A 17,213-nucleotide genomic window follows, 5' to 3' on the forward strand; every position below is an offset into this window, starting at 1 on the left:
CTCTTGCGCGGCAGTCGCCCTCTGGCGCGGAACGCGCCCGTACGGGAGACGGTGGGGGGGGGGCGGCCGGGCGGTGCGGCGGGCTCGGGCCGCGCGGCCCGGTCACCGACCCGGTCGGGACCGTCGTGGACGTCGACGATCCGGCACGGGACCGTCCTGGACCGATCGGTCAGGGGGCGGACCGACGGGGCCGGGGCCGGCCGTGGAGCGGGCTGCGGCACGCACGGTCCCGTGGGTGCTGGCGTGGGGACGGGGGCGACAGTCACGCCGGGCCCGGAGGCCGGCGGTCCTCTTGCAGGGCCGCGAAGAAGGCAAGGGGCCCTGGCTCTGTCCGACGCCGATCTCGCCTTGTGGCGGGTGTCGGCGGAGTGCGGGTTCTGTGTGATCGGTACCGCACTGCCGTACGTGCACATCGGTGGTGAGTGGCGTGACCGTGTGCCGTTCCGCAGGAATCGGTCGCTGTTGTCCGGGGTGGTGCCTGTGGCGTCGGGTGGCGGCCTGTCGAGGGGCGGGGCTGCCGACGGTTCTCGTGGGTGCTGCCGGACGTCGCTGCCGTGTGTGCTGTTCGGTGCTCATCCGCCGGGTGTGGGTGGGGTGAGGATGCTGCGGACGGCGGGGGCGTAGGCGGTGACGATCTCTTCGGGTGTCAGGTGGGTGACGGCCGGGATGCGCAGCAGGTAGCGCGTGAGGGCGAGGCCGAGGAGCTGTGAGGAGACCAGCCCCATCTTGTCCTGGTGCGTGGGGCCCAGGGCGGGGGCCACCTGGGCGGCGAAGATCTCCCGCATGCGCTGTGCGGCGTGGTCGTTGGTGACGGCCGAGCGCAGGAGCAGCAGCAGGGTGTCGTCGGTGCCGTTGTGTTCCCAGCGGTGCAGGAAGTGCCGTACGAGGGCTGCGGGCCGCTCGTCCGCCGGGATGCCGGTCAGGTCGGGAAGGCGCAGGTCGATGTCGAGCGCTGCGTCGAAGAGGCGGGCTTTGCTGCCGTAGTAGCGCATGACCATCGAGGGGTCGATGCCGGCGTCGGCTGCCACGGCACGGATCGTCGTGCGCTCGAAGCCGTGAGCGGCGAACCGCTCCCGAGCGGCTTCCAGGATCGCCGCCCGGGTGCGGGCGGAGCGGCGGGGGCCGGCGTCGTTGTCGGAGCTGTTCACCGTCATGCCAACAACTGTAGGCCATCACGTGTTGACTTTCCATGTCCCGTCTGCGCACCCTGGTCAACAGGTGATGGCCAACGCTTGTTGGCAATCAGTTCGAGGTGTTTGCGGTCCCCCTCGACCGCCTGGACGACACCAGCTCGGCCGTCGGCCATCGCCCCCTTCCGACGCGCACGTCGTGCGCCCAACCCCGCGCTCCATGCCGTGTCGCGGGTCCTCGGCACCCGCCACCGGACCTGCCCCGCTGCATCGGCGCACTCCTGACCGCGGGAAAGGACACCTGTCATGAACCAAGGCCCCACAGCAGCAGGCCGCAAGGCGGTGCGTCATGGCGCGGTGCTGGCGGTCACGTGCCTGGCCCTGGCCACCGTCGTGTCGGCCATGGCCTCGCTGAACGTGGCGATCCCGGACATCGCGCGGGAGACGCACGCCAGCCAGACACAGCTCTCGTGGATCATCGACGCCTACAGTCTGGTCTTCGCCGCGCTGCTGCTTCTGGCGGCGACCCTGGGCGACCGCTTCGGCCGGCGCCGGGCCCTGCTGGGCGGTCTCGCGCTGTTCGCGGGAGGGTCGGCCGCCGCCACCTTCTCCGACGATCCGGCGGTCCTGATCGCGCTGCGGGCGGTCCTCGGTGTGGGGGCGGCGTTCGTGATGCCGGCGACGTTGTCGACGATCACGAGTACGTTTCCCAGGGAGCAGCGGACCCGGGCGGTGAGTGTCTGGGCGGCGGTGGCCGGTGCCAGTGCGGTGCTGGGTCTGCTGGCGTCGGGTGCGGTGCTGGAGGTGTGGTCGTGGCGTTCGGTGTTCTGGCTGAACGTGCTGCTGGCGGTCGTGGCGTTCGTCGGCACCTTCGTGTTCGTGCCGGAGTCCGCCGAGCCCGCCAAGCAGCGCGTGGACGCGGTCGGGGCCGCGCTGACCGTGGTCGGTCTGGGCATCCTGGTCTATTCGGTCATCGAGGCGCCGGAGCACGGATGGGGAAGCGCGCGCACTCTGGCCGGTATCGCGCTGGGCCTGGTGGTGCTGGCGGGCTTCGTGGCCTGGGAACTGCGCACTGCGCACCCCCTGCTCGACCCGCGGCTCTTCCGCCACCGGCCGTTCGCCGCGGGGACGCTGTCCATCACGTTGCAGTTCTTCGCGTTCTTCGGCTTCATCTTCGTCGTCATGCAGTACCTGCAACTGGTGCGGGGTGACAGTGCCCTGATCGCCGCGGTGAGTGTCCTGCCGATGTCCGCCGCGATGATCCCCGCCGCCCGTCTCGCACCGAAACTGGCGGCACGTGTCGGCGTCCGCCGTCCCTGGATCGTGGGTCTGATCGCGGTCGGTGCCGGTCTGGCCGTGCTCGCCGAACTGGACGCGGGCAGCTCCTACTGGCTGATCCTGACGGGACTCGTTCCGCTGGGTGCCGGTATGGGGCTGGCGATGACGCCGGCCACCGCGGCCATCACCGACGCGCTGCCGTCGCGTCTGCAGAACGTGGGCTCCGCGGTGAACGACCTGGCCCGTGAGCTGGGCGGCGCGCTGGGCATCGCCGTTCTCGGCAGTGCGCTGAACGCCGGGTATCGCGATGCTCTCGACGTCGAGGGGCTTGCCGAGCCGGTCGCGGAGGCGGCCCGCTCCTCGCTCGCCGCGGCCAACGTCGTCGGCACCAAGACCGGCAACACCGCTCTGATCGACCAGGCCCGTGACGCCTTCGCCTCCGGCCTCCACCTCGCGCTCCTCACCGGAGCGGGAGCAGCCGTCATCGCAGCCGTCTGCGTCGCCCTGCTCCTGCGCCGCCCGAACCGGTCCGCCGGTCCCGCCCGGGAAAGCACCCTCAGCGCGGTCGGAGAGAACTGACCCGACCACCACCCTTCCGCCACACCGCCTGTGCCGTGCACTCTTCGGCACAGGCGGTGTCGTGTCCGGTCCGGGGCGTCGTGGTGGGACGACGTGCTTCTCCAGACTCCGCCGCGCAATCGACAAGGACTCCGCCACTTCCCGGGCCGAGGCCCCGAACAGAGGGCGCAGAGGTCCTCGGCCCAGGCGGCCACGCGGCCCGTGCGCCGGACGAGCCCGTGGGCAAGCGACCGCCCCGGACAGCGCCCCACATCGGCGCTCCCGGGGTCCGCGCGCGGGCGCGGACCCCGGCGGCGGTGGCGGAGCCGTCTCCCGGCGCCGCGACGACCGTTCCCGTTCCCGCGCCGCCCAGCAGGGCCAGGGCCTCACCCGGCACACGGATCGCCTCGTGACGGGCGGCGGGTCGGTACCCAGGCGTGCCCTGTTCGGACGGACTGGGGGACAGCCATGGGCCGGCTCGTTCGAAGGGGACGGGGCGGAGCCGGGACGGCCGCTCCGACCGGCGGGAACGGGCAACCGACCCGCTTCCTCGGCCGGCATGCCGGCGGCGCGTCGGGAGATGGGCGAAGGGCACTCATCAACGGGACGTCCGCGTCACCGCATCACTCGACGAACGCGCGTCCCGCGCCGCGCTCACACCATGCGTCTCAGCAACGCCTCCACCGCGTCGACGAGAGGGTCGCCCTCGCTGCCCGGGTACCGCACGCTGAGCACCATGCACTCAGTCGCCGGAGAGCCTGAGCAAGGCACGCCCTCGATGTCGAGGGGCTTCCCGAGCCCGCCGCGGAGGCGGCCCGCTCCTCGCTCGCCGCGGCCCGCATGGCGGGAACCAGGACGAGCAACCCGTCCCTGATCGATCATGCCGACGACGCCCTCTCGTCCGGCCTCCACTTCGCTCTTGCTCCCCGGTGCAGGAGCCGCGGCCCTGAGCGATGTCGCGGTGGCGCTCCTGCTGCGCCACACGCGAAGCTCCGGGGACGTGCGTGCGGCCGCCGGCATCGGGGCCGAACGCTCGTGAACCGCGGTGTCCATGCGGGCTGCCGACGGGCATCCGTGCGGGTGAGGTGAAGTCCCCCGACGTGTGCGCCTGTTCGGCGGCCCGGCCGAAAGGGGGAGCGCCGGCTGATGAGAGGGCACGGGGCGCGGGTGGGGCCCGTTCGCCCGGCACCGCCTGACAACAGATCTTCGGTTCGGGACTCAGGTGGCGAGTTTGAGCACGACGCACAGGTAACCGCAGAGTCCGAGCACGGTGGCGAGCCAGACGGTGACGGTGTGGAGGGCGAGCCGGCCGGGGGTGGGGAGTATGCCGAGGTGGACCAGCGCGGCCTTGCTCACTCGCGGCCGGGGCCCGTGCCTGGGCAGGTTTTCGAGGGCCCGGCGCAGCGCCCTGCGGGAGGCGGGCTCGGTGAGGCCGAGGGACGTGCCGTGGGCGTCACGCACCAGCAAGACGCGTTCCGAGACACCGCCATAGGAAAAATAGGTCAACAGTCGGACTCGCTCGATCTGGGACAGGTCCACGGTGCGCTCACCGGTCAGGGTCCGCGCGATCATGAGGTCTCCGGAGCGGCGCGGCCGCTGTTTCTCCGTGTTCAGTGCGGTGAGCAGCAGGAGTCCGGCCGGTCCTGCGGTCAGCGCCGACGCGATGGCCACCTCCGCGGGAAACAGGCCGGCGGCCGCCACGGCGAGCGCGGCGAAGGGCGACGCGACGAGCGCCCCGGCGAAGGCGGTCCAGCGGCGCGCCCGTCGCCGTGCCGCCGCGGGCGTTGTCCGCAGGTGTGTGCACTTCGCTTTCACCCGGTTCTTGAGCACTGCGGCTCCCTTGCGTCCAGTGGGTCCTGCACCGTGGGTCCTCGCCTCGTGAACCAGTCGGAGAGGGCCGCGCCGCCCTGCGGTCCCAGGCTCAGAAACACCAGCACCCACGCACAGTAGGGGCGCAGCGACCCCGTTCACCCGGATCCGCGCCGGGGAGTATCGCGCGCGCACCCTCTTCGGTGCCCACCCGCGGAGCATGGCGATGCCGAAAGGCAGCAGTACCGCCGTGAACAGGCCGATCCAGCACCACAGGAAAACCGCCACGTCCCGCCCTCTTTTTTCGCTTCCCAGATGCGGATTCTGCCTCCGCGCCCGGTCCGCCGTCACTGCCGGACTCCGGCAGTCTCCGGTCGGCCAGGCTGCCTGGCGCACGTCGCGGGCGTTCGACGCTCATCACCCGACCGAGCAGTTTCCCCAGAGCGCGGAGAGGGCTTCGGGAATCTGCGCGACATCGCCGCAGCCCTGTGGCCCATGGGGGAAGCCGTCGCTGGTGAGGTAGGTCCAGCCGCCTGCGGAAGTGCTGCGGAAGTACTTGGTGACGCTGCCCTCGTCCTGCATGTTGACCAGTTCGTCGTGCGTGGCACCGGGGGTGGCATGGAAACGGGTGGCGGCGTAGCGGACGCCGCCGCACTGACCGTAGAAGAACGTCCCCGAATCCGGGCCAATATGGACGAAACGGGGAAAGCTGCGCCGGTACGCCTCCGTCACGGCGGCCTTCACCTGGCTGCCGGCGGTCAGGTTGCGGCAGTCGGCGTGGTCCGCGGACGGGGGGTGGGGCGCCGCGGGAGTGGGCGTTGTGGCCTTGACCGGGGTGGCGATGGTGCCCGACGGAGCGGGCGTGGTGGTGGCCGGGCCGGCCGTCGGGGTGCCGGTCGGCGTCGGGGAGCTGGTGGTGGGGGTGGTGCCGGTCGGCGTCGGGGCCTGTGCGGAAGACGAGGACGAGAGCGCGGAGGAGGACGAGGCGGATGCGGGTGTGCCTGAGCCGGTGGGGGAGTTCAACGCCTCCTGGCACCCCGTCAACGCCAGGATCCCGCCCATCACCGCTATCACCGACGCACCTCTGACACCAGGCATGGGAGTCCTCTCTCCGACCGTTCTCGGCTGTTGAAGCTACAACTAGACGCACGGGGCAGCGCCATGGTTGCGGGGCGAGGGGGCTACGAGATGGTCTCGATTCCTTGTGCGCGTGCGCTCCGCTCCTCCGCGCTCGTCGCGGGCCGGGAAACTGCCGTAGACGGGTCTGCGCAGCGACGATCTGCAATCCCGCCTGACGGCCGCCGACCCGGCAGTGCCATCGGTCCGATGCGCGGCAGCGAGCCTCCGCCAACTGGAAGTCGCAGGTCAAGGGCTGGCGTGCCTCGTGCCCAGGCCGCTCACCCTGGTCGTGGGCGGGAGTCCTGGGAGGGAGATCGTCCGTCAAGGTGTGATGCGCGGCTCCATGCCGGCTCCGCCGATGCCGCTCGGCTGTTCCATTCGGATCGTGCGAGGCTTGTCGTACTGCCCGGACGGATACGCAAGGCGTGCAGGCGGCACGGCATCGGCTCGTCAGGACTCCGGCGTACAGAGCAGCCTTCCCACGTGCCGCCCTCTGCGGAGACGACATGAACGTTCAGGTCAGCGCACATCCGATGTGGCCATGCACCTGCACCGTCACAGCAGGAAGGGTCCACTCGGGGGACAGGCCCCGGTGCGCGGACGGTGCTCGCGTCAGTGGTCGGCCGCCAACTTCCCGATCAGGCGGGCGAGTTCGGCGGGCTTGGAGAACATCGGCCAGTGACCCGAGTCGAGGTCGGCGAACTCGACCCGCTCGGCCTTGGCGAGTTCCGGCACGTCGCCGGCGGCGATCCACGCGCGGGCCTGCTCCGGCGTGAACTCCGGGCAGACCACCACGACCGGAACCTTGTAGCGGCGCTCGTCCGACAGCCGCACCACGCCCCTGGCCACCCCCTCGGGGACGGGGACGGCATCGGTTTCGAAGCGCCGGCGCAGTTCATCGTCGAGGTCGGCACTGTCCGCGCCCTCGAACGGGCCCCAGCCGGGGAAGTGCATGGCGCCGTCGCGCATCTCGAAGAAGTCGGCGTACGGATGGCCGTCCTCGTGGGGGAAGCCGCCGATCAGCGCCAGCCCGGCCACCCGTTCCGGACGCGCGTCGGCGGCCATCCAGCCGAGCGAGCAGGCGGCCGAGTGCGCCACGAGCAGGGGCCTTTCCGCCGTCGCGTCGACGGCGGCGAGGACCGCCGCCACCTGCTCGTCGAGCGTGGCGGACGAATTTCCGTCGCCCTGACCCGGAAGAACCACCGGCCGCGGGCGGTGACCGAGTGCCTCAAGCGCCGGTGTCACCTCGTCCCATGCGGTGCCGTCCAGCCAGAGACCACCGATGAGCAGGATGTCCATAGTGAGATCAACTTTCGTCGAGGTAGGAGCCGGAGAGAAAGGGGAGGGCAGCCCGGAGCACGTCGGTTGGACGCGGCCTGCCCGACCGGCCCTGCCCATGCTAGGAGGGGTTCAGGACGATCGGCTTCCTGATTGCCGGCAAGCCGCCTACGCTCTCCGGGGTGGAGACCGGAACGAGCCCTACCGCCCGCGCGCTGCGCACCCTCGAGATCCTGCGGACCCGCCCAGGTACGACCTCGGAGCAGCTCGCGGAGCGCCTCGGGGTGACCGACCGCGCGGCCCGCCGCTATGTCGCGATCCTGCGGGAGGCCGGCATTCCCGTGGATTCCGTGCGCGGCCCGTACGGCGGCTACCGGTTGCGGCGCGGGACCACCCTGCCGCCGGTGAGCTTCACTCAGAGCGAGGCGCTCGGCCTGGTCATGGCGGTGCTCGACGGCAGGCCGGCCGCCACCGACCCCGGGGATCTCGTCGGCTCCGCCCTCGGCAAGGTCGTCCACGCCCTCCCCGAGGGGATCGGACGCCAGGCCGCCGCGCTGCGCGAGCACGCCGCCGCCGCGCCCGACCCCGGGGCGGCCTACGCCGATCCCGCCGTCACGAGCGCCCTGGTGGACGCGATCGCCTCCAGACGGCGGGTGCTGATCACCTATCGGAGCGAGGCCGGCAACGAGTGGCAGACGGAGGTGGATCCGTGGGCGGTGGTCGTACGCCGGGCGCGCTGGTACCTGCTCTGTCATTCCCATCGCGCGGACGCCGTGCGCACCTACCGGATCGACCGGGTGGTGGCGGCCGAGGAGAGCGCGGCCGGGTTCCGGATGCCGGAGGACCTCGACCCGGTCGCGGTGCTGGAGGAGAACCTCGGCACCGGATGGGCCTATCCCACGCGGGTCCTCTTCCACGCACCGATGGACCGGGTCGCCCCATGGGTCGGACCGTCGATGGGACGGCTCGAACCCGCCGGCGCGGCGGCGGAGCACTGCCTCCTCGTCGGCAGCACCCGCAACCCGGTGATGTACGCGGGGGAATGGCTGGCGGCGGTCCCTTTCCCCTTCCGTGTGGAGGGCGGGACGGAACTCCGGGACGCGGTGGCCGACCTGGCGTCCCGCCTGGGCGCGGCCGTATCGGACGCGCCTCGCCCGACGGGCGCGAGGTGAGTGAAGGACACCTCACATCCCTTCGCGCCGGAGGCCCCTCGCGTACGGGCCGGCCGACAGCTCGGCGAAGCCTCTCCCTTCACTTCACGGTGTCGACCTGTCTAGCGAGGGGGAGGAGGGGAGGGGACTGCGGGGCGGGAGCGGACGCCGCGTCCTGGGCTGCCATGACCTCGTCGCCGTGTTCGAAGGCCCAGGCGCCGACGGCGTCGATGGGTGCGAGCAAGCTCCGCCCCAGAGCGGTGAGTCGGTACTCGACGCGTGAGGGTGCTGTGCGGTGTGCCTGCCGTTCGACCAGTCCGTTGAACTGGAGCCGTCGCAAAGTCTCGGTGAGGACTTTGGAACTGATTCCCCCGATCCGCTCCCGTAGTTCGACGGGGCGCCTGGGGCCGTCGCGCAGGGCCCAGAGCACGACGGCGTTCCAGGTGTTGGAGAGCAGGTCGAAGGCGAGGCGGGCGCGGCAGTCGGCGAGGAAGGCGTCGGTGGTCACGTACCGAATGGTGCCCGACCGGCCCCCTACCGTCGGTGTGAACGGTCGAAGCAGCCGCGGAGAAGGGCCACTTGATGAGAATCGGCGTACTGGGAACGGGCAACATGGCCGACGCGCTCGCCACCCATTGGGCGCGGGCCGGGCACGAGGTAACCATCGCGGGCCGGGACGCACACAAGGCGGAGCGTCTCGCGACGCGCATCGGAGAGGGCGCGAAGGCTGCCGGTCTGCGCGCGGCGGCCGAGTCGGGGCACGTGGTGCTGGCCGCGCTGCCCTACGGCGCGGGAGCGGAAGTGGTACGGGATCTGCACGCGGCCCTGGAGGGCAGAGTGCTCCTCGACTGCTCCAACCCGGTCGGCCCCGGCTTCCGGCTGCTGACCGAAGGAGGCCCCTCAGCCGCGCAGCTACTGGCCGCGGCGGCGCCGGGAGCCCACGTGGTCAAGGCGTTCAACCTCTGTCATGAGGACGTATGGCGCATACGGCCGCCTGTCTTCGACGGCCGACCACTGGCCGTGCCGGTCTGCGGTGACGACGAGACGGCGCTCGCACGGGTACGTGAGTTGGTGCGGAACGTGGGCTGTGAGCCGGTGACTGGCGGCGGCCTCGAACGTGCGGGCCTCCTGGAAGCGACCGCCGCGATGTTCATCGGGCTGTGGGTCGGCGAGGGCGCGGACGCCCAGGCCATCGCGCCTCCGCTGGCATACGCGTCAGGTCCGAGTCACGGTCAGGCGGACTCGGCCAACTGAGCGCGCGGTCGGTGGCCCTCGGGAGAGTGCCTTGAGCCGGGCGAGGGCTGTCGCCTGGGACGGCAGTTCCGTAGGGTGGTCACGGGATCCCGGGCTGCCGACCGCGGTCAGGGGGGCGTCGGGTCGAGCGGTGGAGCCAGGTCCCATGCCGAAGACAGGGGAGTGGCGGACCGCCATGCAGTGGACGACTACCCCAGGATGGGAGCGTTCGCCGTGCCGCATCCGAGTGGCTGTCTCGCAGGCCAGTGTGGGTTCGGCATGCCGCCATTGCTCATGTGCGCCCGCTGCCAGATCGCGTTCCAGTTGAATGGGGTCTCCGGTACGAACCGGTGCCGCCGGCCGCACGGACATGGCGCCAGCACCCACGCGCACCCACGGCACAGCTCGACCCAGCCATGCCCGGTCGAGCTCAGCACCCGCGGTCCCTCGTCCCCGCAAGCCGGGCAGCCGGGCAGATCGGCGCCGTCCAGAAGCGCATTCTGTCGCCGGACGTACTCGGACAGTCGCAGCGACGGGTGGCGAAACGGGTCTTCGAACCACGCGCGCCCCGGGCTCTCCCACCAACTCCGCAGCCACCACGGCCGAGGGTTCGGCACAACCCGCTGCCCGGCCCGCTTCTCCGCCCGACGCTGCACGGCGTACTCCTCTGCCCGCACGAGCCACAGCACCCGCGCCTCGTGCAGTTCCTCCACCGCCCGCGCCAGCGCCTCCGGGTCCGCCTCTAGCTGTCGGGGGATCGCGGCGCTGAGCGTGAGGTGGTGGTATGTCGCCCGCAGGCCGTAAGGAGCGAAGACGGTGAGGCAGGTGCGCAGCGCGCTGTGCCGCCGGTGGAGGGGGAGCCGGGCGTCGTGCACGCGCGCCCGCTGGGTCAGGAAGCTGGTCATTCTGTGAGCTCCAGGTCCAGTGCCCGGGCCAAGGCGTCCGTGACGGCGGCGGCGTGTGTCGGCAGGTGTTGTTCGGCCCAGGTTCCGGCGAGGCTGTGGAAGTTCCGCAAGTCCGTCTGGGCACCGGTGATGAGCGCGCGCACCTGGTCCACAGGTAGTTCGATCACCGGACTGCCGTCCTCCGCGTAGGTGTCGAGAGTCAGCCGGACGGTGTCGCCGACACGTTCGGCCGCTGAGCACGGGTCGTGGCCGAAGTAGGAGCAGCCGGTGCCGTCGAGCACCTCCAGCCAGTCCCGCCACGTCTCCAGTCCGTTGCAGCAGCCCGGTTCGACGTAGACGGTGCCGGTGGCTGTGTCGGCCACCCGGAACCCGCCGGCGGCGAACAGGTCGGGCACGGTGAGCAGCCCGTGCAGGAACGCGCCGAGCGGGTCGGTCGGGCATGGCCCGTGCTCCGCCGGCTCGAGGTTGTTGCAGTCGGCGATCCGCATGACCGCCGTGCCGACCTCCGCCGGAGTCCGTTCCCCGTCCAGCACGAGGTAGCCGTACGACTCGTGCTCGCCAACCGGCCAGAGTGCGAAGTCGTCGGCAGCGAAGATCTCCAGAACGGGTTGCATCACGATCACACAGGGATGATGCCGGACCCACTGCGACACCGCGACGGGCTTTCGCTGCCGGGTGGCGGAGGTCTTGTCTTCTTGGGCCGGAGCGGCAAGAGTCTCAATGATCGCGCGGGTGTGATCTTCCTGGCGAAGAAATGGCGAGCGTCACCAGCCATGTCGAGACCAACGGGTATGGGGGTGAAGGTGCGTATGAGGAAGCGAGTCTTCCTGCTGTGCGGCGGCATGCTGGTCGTGGCCGGGATCGCTGCGGCGGTGTGGTGGAACTGGCTGCGCGCGCCGTATGCCTTGGCCGCTTCGCCCACCGTCGATGTCACGGTGCGCGCGGAGAAATCCAACTACCCCGATGTGCAGGAGACGGCTGAGGACGTCGACACTGTCGTCCGGATCTACGTGCAGCGGCTCAAGGCGGGTGACGTAGGGGGTGTGGCGGAGCTTGCCGGCCCCGCTTACAAGGAGCCCGGGCCGACGGCGGCCCAGTACGTACGCGAATACGGCGAAGCCGCGGGCGGACACGTTGACATCACTGTGCTGGAAGGCTCCGTCGACTACTTCAACCCCATCACGGTGACCTACCAGCAGACCGGGCAGCGGCAGGAACTTCTGCTGGTCAAGGACGACGGACACTGGTGGATCGGCCTCGGCGACGGCGACCCGGCAACAGGAGCGTAGCGGGACGTCGCGGTGCCGAGGCGGCGTTCGTCCGCTCTCCTCCGGCGAAAACCTTTGGAGCCCGGCCCCTGGGTCATGCCAAACTGAGGCGCACCAAAGGGGTGTAGCTCAGATGGCCAGAGCGCCGGCCTCCAAAGCCGGATGCCGCAGGTTCGACTCCTGCCACCCCTGCCACCGATGCTGTTCACGGTGAACGCAGGTGCAGCTCCAAGCTGGGGCCGGTCAGAGGCACGGTGCTCCAGGTCGCCGTGGCGGTCCTCGTCCCGGCGTCGAGGATCAGCCGCACGCGGTGCGGGGTGATGACGACGTAGAGATCGGCGATGAATGTGCTGCCCTGCCAGGCACCGGCCGCGACGGCAGGTCGGCCGAGCGGGGAGCCTTCCCGTCAGTCGCCGTCACCCACCTCGATGACGAGGCGCGAGCCGAAGCGTACGAGCCATCCGCCGTCGATGGGCTCGACGATCACCCAGCGCGGCGATCGAACGGTACGACATCCCCGAGGCGGCCGGTGTCGAGCGCGGCAACAGGGCACGTTGAGAAGCCATCCGGGCACCGTATCCAAACACCGTTTCGCACCCCAGTGATCAACTGGACTGCCCTGCAATCGAGTTGGGCCCGATATCGACGGCGGGTCGCTCCGTGCATCCAATGGTCAGCCGAAGACGAGGGAGATGATCTCCGGACGGCCAGTGCGGTCACGGCGGCGGCCGAGCTGTCCTGGGCCGAACCGTTCCGTGCCCCTGAGACCCCGCGCTTTGAGCAGGCTCATGACCCGACGCCGACCACGCCGTCGGCACGATCGTTCAGTTGTTGGTGGGGGTGGCGGGGCAGGTGGTGGTGGGGGTGAGAGATGTGGACTGGGCGAGGTCGACGGTGACGGCGACGCCGTCGACTTTGAGTACGACTACGCCGTGGCGGGTGGAGAGCACTTCCCCGCACAGCGTGGTGGCGCCCTGTCGGATGATCAGCGCGGGCGGGTCTTTCGGTGGGGCGTACCAGGTGACGCCGACCGCGGTGGCGAGGAGGACGGTGCACAGGCAGGTCAGGATGATGCCGGTGCGCAGGGTGCGGGCGCTGGCGAGTGCTTCGTCGTGGTCCTCGACCTCGAGCGGTGGCCCCGAGGTGTCGTCGGTTGCGGACAGCCGGCGGGCGTAGGGGCGGCCGTGCGCTGCGCGCAGGAGGCAGAAGGCTCCGGCTGCGCCCACGGTCAGGGCGGCTGCGAGCAGGATGCCGGCGGTGGCGGACCAGGCAGGGGCGAGTTGTCCGACGTCGTTGCGGCCTTTGATCAGGCTGAAGCCGATGAGTCCGGCGAGGAGTGCGCCGAGGCCGTTGCGCCAGGCGGTGGCGGTCTCGCGTACCCGGTCGAGTTCTTGGTTCAGGGCGCGCCGCATCGACCGGGCCCGGCGGACCTGTGCGGGCGTCGGTGGGGGTCCGGGCAGTAGAGGGCCGCTCATCCCTGCGCTCATTCCTGTGTTCCGGCCTGTCTCGCGGGGCGCGGTCGTGGGCGGTTCAGTCGGGGCCGTTTCATGGGTGCGTCGTGGGCAGGAGGAGGCTCCAGTAAGCGCCGCAGCCCGTGTGGCCGTCGGGTGCCCCCTCGTACACGGTCTCGACGGTGCAGTACATGACCACCGCTCGGGTGGGTGCGGGGTCTGTCGCGGTGGTGGTGGCGCGGAAGAGTTCCTTGACGACGGTGAAGTCCATGGGCCGGCCGCAGCGGGGGCAGGGGCCGGCCAGGACGAGGGCGGAGCCGTAGTCGTCCAGGGTGAAGGTGGCGGCGGCGTGCTGGGCGTACTGGGGGTCGGTGCCGTGGTGGTACGGCGGTGGCGGCGGGAGCGGTGTGTTCATGTGGGGCCTCCGGTGCGGTCCCGTCGGTGGTGGGTGTGGGGGGAGGCGGTGGCGGCGTGTCCGGTGTAGGTGAAGGCGCTCCAGTCGGCGAGGGCCGCGAAGGGGCGCGAGGGTGTCGGCGGGTGTGCGGTGGCCGGGGATGCGGGGGAGGGGCCGCGCAGGACGCGCAGGTGCTTGGCCAGTTGGGTGTGGGGGAGGTCCCGTAGCCGGGTCTGGGCCGCACGCAGTGCTTCGGCCGGGGGTGTGCCGTGGGCCCACCGGTCCACGAAGTCGGTCGTCAGCAGGTGGGCGGCGAGGTCGTTGACGGGCCAGGAGGCGGAGATCACGCCGCGGGCGCCGGCGCCGATGAGGGTGCCGGGCAGGCCCACGGCCTCGTCGGGCAGTTCGCGGCCGGTGACGGAGGTGGCGCAGGCGGACAGGATGACCAGGTCGGGTCCGCCGCGTACGTCGAGCAGGTCGCGTACGGTCAGACGGGCGCCGCCGCCGAGGACCAGCGCGCTGGAGAGGGGATCGGCGGGGTCGGTCTCGGCGTGGCAGGCGAAGTGGGCGAGGCCGCCGTCCTGTCCGAGCCATTCCAGGACCTTCTCGGGTGTGGCGTCGTCGTCCACGAGGAGCAGGGACTGCAGGAAGTGTTCGGCGCAGGTTGTCACTTCCCGTTCCGCGAAGGGGAGTTCGCGCAGGCCGGTGCCGCGTCCGGCGGCCACTCCGAGGTAGCGGGGCGGGCGGGGGACGGTTCCGGCGGGTGGCAGGACGCGCAGGCAGGGCGCGAAGCCGACGGCGTGGTCGTCGAGCAGGAAGCGGTCCGCCTGGAACGGGCCTGCCGGAATCCGGTCCGGCCGGGACGGGTCTGTCCGAGAGCCGTCCGTGTGGTCTGCGTCGGGGGTCTGGCATGCGGTGTGCCAGGGCAGGTGGGCCAGTTCACCGACGGGGACGAGGGTGAACGGTGTGCCCGGCGCGGGTGCCACCTCGCGCAGGACGTGGTGCCATGCCCACCGGGCGAACGGCTCCAGCGCACCCGCGGCGCCCCGGATCTGTTCCTGCCGGCGGGCGAGGGCTCCGGCGCCGAGGCCGTCGAGGGCGGTGGCCGTCACGGCCTGGCCGGTGACGGTGAAGGCCACCCCGGCTTCCTCGCCCGGGACCAGGTAGACGACCGTGCCGGCGTCCGACCGGCCGCCGGTCACGGCGACGGCCACAGGACCGGCACTGCCGTCAGCCTCGGCTTCGGCACCTGTACGGCCGTCGGCCTCGGCACAGTCGTCCGCACCGACACCTACACCAGCACCGGTGCCGCTCGCACCGACAGCAGCCCCGTTGCCAATGTCCGCAGGCGTGTCCAACCGCAGCCGCTCGGCCATCAACAGCGCACGGGTGTGTTCCAGCCGACGGACCGCACCGGCCGCGTCACCGGCTCGCCAAGCCGCGGCGGCCACCGCGGCGGGCAAGCCGCGCGAGGTCCGTAGCCAGGTCTCCTTGGCCGTGCGCTCTCCCTGCCCGGCCACCAGGCGGCCCACCGCCAGCGCGGCGAGGTCGAAGGCGGCCACCGCCTCCACGAACCGCCCCAGCCGGGCCTGCCACAGACCCCACTCCATGGCGCCCTCCGCGGCCGCCGCCGGATACCGCGCGCGAGCCGCCTCGTACCCTCGCGCATACAACTCCTCGGCCCGCTCCCGCAGTTCGGGTCCGGCGGTCAGCGCGTGGAGCAGGCGGGTGAGCCCCGCCAGGACGAACGTCGCCGACACCCACGCCCGCGACGCCGCCTCCGCCTCGGCGCGGGCCGCCCGGGCGTGCTCGACGGCCTCCTCGGCGGGCACCGGCGAGGCGAGGTGCTCGGCCTGCGCGCCCAGGGCGAGGGCGAGCCCGATACGCACATCGACGTCGGAACCGGCCTGCGGACCGTCCAGTGCGAGCGCCTCACGCTGGGCGGCCACGGCCCGCGCCAGCTCCCGCACCTCGCCGGTGGCCTCGTAACGGGCCTGGTGGGCGTGGCCGAGGTTGGTCAGAACGGCCCGGCGCTCACTCGGCGCCGCGGGCAGCTCGGCGGCCGCGGTCAGCCGCCGTACGGCCTCGTCCAGGTCGGCGGCAGTGCCCCGCCGTTCATAGCGCTGGTGCAGGGCCACGGCCAGCCCGCTGCGGGCCAGGACAGTATGCGGACCCCCGTCCGGACGGGCCTCGACGGCCTCCCGCCACAGCGTGACGGCCTCGTCCAGGTCACTCATCGCACCCCGCGCGAGGAACCGTTCGTACAGACCCGAGGCGAGATTGCCCGCCGTGCGCGCCCGGTCGGGCAGCCCGCCCGGATCGGCCAGCGCCCGCCGCAGAAGCCCCACCCCCTCGTCCAGCACCGCGGCGGACGACGTCAGCCCCGCCAGCCGCACCAGAGCACTGCCCCAGGCGTCGCGGAACGACGCGGCCACCATGCCGCCCCCCGAGGGCAGATACGGCGCCACCGCCTCCATACGACGACACGCCTCCGCCAACTCCGCCACGCCACCGCCCGCGCCGTGGGCCTGCCGGGCGATCCGTGCCTCGGCCTCGGCAGCCACCGCCGTCACCGCGAGCAGCGAACCCGGCCGCACCGCGTCCGCGGCCTCCTCGGCCATCTCGACCGCGGCATCCAGCAGCGCCGGCTCGTCCACCGCGACGGCGGCCGTCTCCCGCAGCACCACCGCCAGGTTGACCTGCGCCCCGGCACACGCCACCGAACCCCGCCCCAGGACGGCCACGGCGTCCTCCAGGACCGCACGGGCCCGGGCCAGATCACCGGCATCGCCCAGCAGCCGGTAGCGCTCGAAGAGGGCGATGCCCAGGTTCACCGCTCGCGCCGCCGGATCCTCCGCCTGCGCGAGCGGCGCCGACGGGTCCAGCAGCCGGATCACCTCGTCCAGGTCGGCCCGCGACTTCCCCCACACGGCCCGCACCAGCAGGCTGCGCGCCAGCCCCTTCTCCGGCGCCGCGCGCAGTGCGGGATCGTCACCGGCGATCTCCAGCGCCCTCCGGGCCTGCCGCAGTGCCTGAGCCAACAGCCCTTCGTCATGGGCGAGTTCGGCCTGCTCGCGCAGGCACTCACCCAGCACGTCCAAGGCGAAGATCCACGTATGGACCTCCTCGCGATCGTGGCCGTCCGCCTCGACCGGCGGCCGCCCCGCGACCGGCAGCTCCTCCTCCAGCACACCCGTGGCCCCGGCCAGGTCGACGGGATCCCCGGCGGCCAAGAACCGGTCCGCCAGACAGCGCCCCAGATGCGCGGCAGCCATCAGACGCGGCCACGAACCCCGCTCCGCCATCTCCAGCACACCACGGAAGAGAAGGACCGCTTCGTCGACGTCCGCGATCCGCCCGCCGGCGGTGAAACGGGAGTGCAGGGCCACGCCGAGCCGGAACGCCGCGTCCGGCCGGTCCTCGCTGTCGTCGTCCAACTCGCCCAGCGCCGCCGCGAAATGGCGCACGGTGCCCTCGAGATCGCCCAGCCGTTCACAGACCGCCCCGGCCATGGCGTACCACCACTGGCGCTCGTGCGGCGCGAGATCCTCCGGCGGCCCCAGTGCGGCCCGCTCCCGCACGGGACCCAGCACCGCGACGGCGAGTTCAGGGGGCGGGATCCGCAGGTCCATCAACTCC

At 71.9% G+C, this 17,213-nt stretch carries 14 protein-coding genes and 1 tRNA gene; 5 read left to right on the top strand and 10 right to left on the bottom strand.

Features of this window, described 5'->3' with window-relative positions; all coding sequences use genetic code 11:
• Positions 1-572: 572 nt before the first annotated feature.
• On the bottom strand, positions 573-1,154 hold the full coding sequence (locus tag AFM16_RS37820) for a TetR/AcrR family transcriptional regulator (RefSeq protein WP_078636740.1): 582 nt from the start codon (positions 1,152-1,154) through the stop codon (positions 573-575).
• Positions 1,155-1,436: 282 nt separating this feature from the next.
• Between AFM16_RS37820 and AFM16_RS37825 the strand changes: the two genes are divergently transcribed.
• Positions 1,437-2,987, top strand: a complete 1,551-nt coding sequence (locus AFM16_RS37825; RefSeq protein WP_078636741.1) for an MFS transporter — start codon at positions 1,437-1,439, stop codon at positions 2,985-2,987.
• Positions 2,988-4,184: 1,197 nt separating this feature from the next.
• Here the strand turns inward: AFM16_RS37825 and AFM16_RS37835 are convergent.
• From AFM16_RS37835 to AFM16_RS37850, 3 genes are all read right to left on the bottom strand, one after another.
• Complete coding sequence (locus AFM16_RS37835; RefSeq protein ID WP_078636743.1) at positions 4,185-4,796, bottom strand: hypothetical protein; 612 nt, start codon at positions 4,794-4,796, stop codon at positions 4,185-4,187.
• 396 nt (positions 4,797-5,192) lie between these two features.
• Positions 5,193-5,873 (bottom strand): hypothetical protein, encoded by a 681-nt coding sequence (locus AFM16_RS39200; protein WP_143648545.1) that lies wholly within the window; start codon positions 5,871-5,873, stop codon positions 5,193-5,195.
• A gap of 633 nt (positions 5,874-6,506) precedes the next feature.
• Positions 6,507-7,193: an alpha/beta fold hydrolase gene (locus AFM16_RS37850; protein WP_078636746.1), complete on the bottom strand. Its 687-nt coding sequence runs from the start codon at positions 7,191-7,193 to the stop codon at positions 6,507-6,509.
• A gap of 161 nt (positions 7,194-7,354) precedes the next feature.
• On the opposite strand from AFM16_RS37850, the gene AFM16_RS37855 reads away from it, so the two are divergent.
• The gene (locus tag AFM16_RS37855; RefSeq protein ID WP_078636747.1) at positions 7,355-8,344 is read left to right on the top strand and encodes a helix-turn-helix transcriptional regulator; all 990 of its coding nucleotides are present in this window, start codon (positions 7,355-7,357) and stop codon (positions 8,342-8,344) included.
• Between the two features lie 79 nt (positions 8,345-8,423).
• Here AFM16_RS37855 and AFM16_RS37860 read toward each other — a convergent pair whose 3' ends face one another.
• Positions 8,424-8,831 (bottom strand): winged helix-turn-helix transcriptional regulator, encoded by a 408-nt coding sequence (locus AFM16_RS37860; protein ID WP_078636748.1) that lies wholly within the window; start codon positions 8,829-8,831, stop codon positions 8,424-8,426.
• Between the two features lie 74 nt (positions 8,832-8,905).
• Between AFM16_RS37860 and AFM16_RS37865 the strand changes: the two genes are divergently transcribed.
• Positions 8,906-9,577, top strand: a complete 672-nt coding sequence (locus AFM16_RS37865) for an NADPH-dependent F420 reductase (protein WP_078636749.1) — start codon at positions 8,906-8,908, stop codon at positions 9,575-9,577.
• A gap of 188 nt (positions 9,578-9,765) precedes the next feature.
• Here AFM16_RS37865 and AFM16_RS37870 read toward each other — a convergent pair whose 3' ends face one another.
• Both AFM16_RS37870 and AFM16_RS37875 read right to left on the bottom strand, forming a co-directional pair.
• Positions 9,766-10,461, bottom strand: a complete 696-nt coding sequence (locus AFM16_RS37870; protein ID WP_078636750.1) for a hypothetical protein — start codon at positions 10,459-10,461, stop codon at positions 9,766-9,768.
• A complete protein-coding gene (locus AFM16_RS37875; RefSeq protein WP_078637253.1) occupies positions 10,458-11,075 on the bottom strand; it encodes a hypothetical protein in 618 nt (205 codons plus the stop codon). Before AFM16_RS37875 ends, AFM16_RS37870 begins: the two co-directional genes overlap by 4 nt.
• 195 nt (positions 11,076-11,270) lie before the next feature.
• Here AFM16_RS37875 and AFM16_RS37880 point away from each other — a divergent pair, with 195 nt between their 5' ends.
• Both AFM16_RS37880 and AFM16_RS37885 read left to right on the top strand, forming a co-directional pair.
• Positions 11,271-11,750, top strand: a complete 480-nt coding sequence (locus AFM16_RS37880; protein ID WP_245177928.1) for a hypothetical protein — start codon at positions 11,271-11,273, stop codon at positions 11,748-11,750.
• A gap of 97 nt (positions 11,751-11,847) precedes the next feature.
• Positions 11,848-11,924, top strand: a tRNA-Trp gene (locus AFM16_RS37885).
• A 629-nt stretch (positions 11,925-12,553) separates the two neighbouring features.
• Here AFM16_RS37885 and AFM16_RS37895 read toward each other — a convergent pair.
• The 3 genes from AFM16_RS37895 to AFM16_RS37905 form a co-directional block, all read right to left on the bottom strand.
• Entirely contained in the window at positions 12,554-13,204 is a 651-nt protein-coding gene (locus AFM16_RS37895) for a hypothetical protein (RefSeq protein ID WP_143648547.1), read from the bottom strand.
• 70 nt (positions 13,205-13,274) lie between these two features.
• Positions 13,275-13,595 (bottom strand): hypothetical protein, encoded by a 321-nt coding sequence (locus AFM16_RS37900; protein WP_078636752.1) that lies wholly within the window; start codon positions 13,593-13,595, stop codon positions 13,275-13,277.
• Positions 13,592-17,206: a CHAT domain-containing protein gene (locus tag AFM16_RS37905; RefSeq protein WP_078636753.1), complete on the bottom strand. Its 3,615-nt coding sequence runs from the start codon at positions 17,204-17,206 to the stop codon at positions 13,592-13,594. The genes AFM16_RS37900 and AFM16_RS37905 overlap by 4 nt, the downstream gene beginning before the upstream one ends.
• Positions 17,207-17,213 lie beyond the last annotated feature (7 nt).

This window comes from Streptomyces antibioticus (genome assembly GCF_002019855.1).
Taxonomy (GTDB): domain Bacteria; phylum Actinomycetota; class Actinomycetes; order Streptomycetales; family Streptomycetaceae; genus Streptomyces; species Streptomyces antibioticus_B.

Coding starts and splice junctions, on each gene's coding strand:
- AFM16_RS37900 (WP_078636752.1), bottom strand. CDS start 13,595: ATGAACACACCGCTCCCGCCGCCACCGCCGTACCACCACGGCACCGAC.
- AFM16_RS39200 (WP_143648545.1), bottom strand. CDS start 5,873: ATGCCTGGTGTCAGAGGTGCGTCGGTGATAGCGGTGATGGGCGGGATC.
- AFM16_RS37850 (WP_078636746.1), bottom strand. CDS start 7,193: ATGGACATCCTGCTCATCGGTGGTCTCTGGCTGGACGGCACCGCATGG.
- AFM16_RS37880 (WP_245177928.1), top strand. CDS start 11,271: ATGAGGAAGCGAGTCTTCCTGCTGTGCGGCGGCATGCTGGTCGTGGCC.
- AFM16_RS37875 (WP_078637253.1), bottom strand. CDS start 11,075: ATGCAACCCGTTCTGGAGATCTTCGCTGCCGACGACTTCGCACTCTGG.
- AFM16_RS37820 (WP_078636740.1), bottom strand. CDS start 1,154: ATGACGGTGAACAGCTCCGACAACGACGCCGGCCCCCGCCGCTCCGCC.
- AFM16_RS37895 (WP_143648547.1), bottom strand. CDS start 13,204: ATGAGCGGCCCTCTACTGCCCGGACCCCCACCGACGCCCGCACAGGTC.
- AFM16_RS37905 (WP_078636753.1), bottom strand. CDS start 17,206: ATGGACCTGCGGATCCCGCCCCCTGAACTCGCCGTCGCGGTGCTGGGT.
- AFM16_RS37865 (WP_078636749.1), top strand. CDS start 8,906: ATGAGAATCGGCGTACTGGGAACGGGCAACATGGCCGACGCGCTCGCC.
- AFM16_RS37870 (WP_078636750.1), bottom strand. CDS start 10,461: ATGACCAGCTTCCTGACCCAGCGGGCGCGCGTGCACGACGCCCGGCTC.
- AFM16_RS37825 (WP_078636741.1), top strand. CDS start 1,437: ATGAACCAAGGCCCCACAGCAGCAGGCCGCAAGGCGGTGCGTCATGGC.